The sequence below is a fragment of the Methylobacterium sp. Leaf88 genome, from assembly GCF_001422795.1.
Classification (GTDB): Bacteria; Pseudomonadota; Alphaproteobacteria; order Rhizobiales; family Beijerinckiaceae; genus Methylobacterium.
In genome coordinates, this window is sequence record NZ_LMMK01000013.1 from 67378 (window position 1) to 68640 (window position 1263).

The 1263-nt window shown below is 70.5% G+C and carries 1 pseudogene; it reads right to left on the reverse strand.

Going from position 1 to position 1263, the window contains the following annotated elements:
- Positions 1-1263 (reverse strand): annotated as a pseudogene (locus ASF20_RS24430) (hypothetical protein); the annotation flags it as partial.

Sequence of the window (1263 nt, forward strand, 5' to 3'; positions counted from 1 at the left end):
ATCCACGTCCGTGACGGTGCCACCCACCGCCGAGGCGATGTCCGCGTGGCCCTGCGCATCGGTGTAGCTCGCAACCACCGCGAGGACCTTGCCGGCCTCGGCGTAGCCGAGGGTGTACTGGCCGGAGGTGTTGGTCTCCACAGTGCTGCCGTCGAGCTGGAAGGCGTAAGTCACGCCCCCCGGCGCCGGGACCCCGTCCGGGTCCGACAGGCTGGCGCTGACGGTCTGGCCCTCCGCCACCGAGCCCGACAGGAGGACGCTGCCGGCGCGATTCACGTCCGTGATGGTGCCGCCCGCAGCCGCCACCACACTGTCATGGCCCTGCGCATCGGTGTAGCTGGCAACCACCGAGAGCACCTTGCCGGCATCGGCGTAGCCGAGCGTGTACTGGCCGGAGGTGTTGGTCTCCACCGTGCTGCCGTCGAGCTGGAAGGCATAAGTCACGCCGCCGGCTGCCGGCACGCCATCGGGGTCCGACAGGCTGGCGCTGACGGTCTCGCCCTCCGCCACCGAGCCGGACAGGAGGACGCTGCCGGCGCGATCCACGTCCGTGACGCTGCCACCCACCGCCGAGATGATGTCCGCGTGTCCTTGCTCATCCGTGTAGCTCGCGACCACCGCGAGGACCTTGCCGGCATCGGCGTAGCCGAGGGTGAACTCGCCGGACGTGTTGGTCTCCACCGTACTGCCGTCGAGCTTGAAGGCGTAAGTCACGCCCCCCGGTGCCGGGCCCCCGTCCGGGTCCGACAGGCTGGCGCTGATCGTCTGGCCTTCCGTCACCAGGCCAGACAGCAGGACGCTGCCGGCGCGGTCCACGTCCGTGACGGTGCCACCCACAACCGAGACGATGCCGGCGTGGCCCTGGCCATCGGTGTAGCTCGCGACCACCGAGAGGACCTTGCCGGCATCGGCGTAGCCGAGGGTGTACTGGCCGGACGTATTCGTCTCGACCGTGCTGCCGTCGAGCTGGAAGGCGTAAGTCACGCCCCCCGGTGCCGGGACCCCGTCCGGGTCCGACAGGCTGGCGCTGACGGTCTCGCCTTCCGTCACCGAGCCCGACAGCAGGACGCTGCCGGCCTGGTTCGCGTCCGCCACGCTGCCGCCGGCGACCGAGGCGATGTCGGCGTGCCCTTGCGCATCCGTGTAGCTCGCGACCACCGAGAGCACCTTGCCCGCATCGCCGAAGCCGAGCGTGTACTGGCCGGAGGTGTTGGTCTCGACCGTGCTGCCGTCGAGCTGGAAGGCGTAAGTCACGCCGCCCGG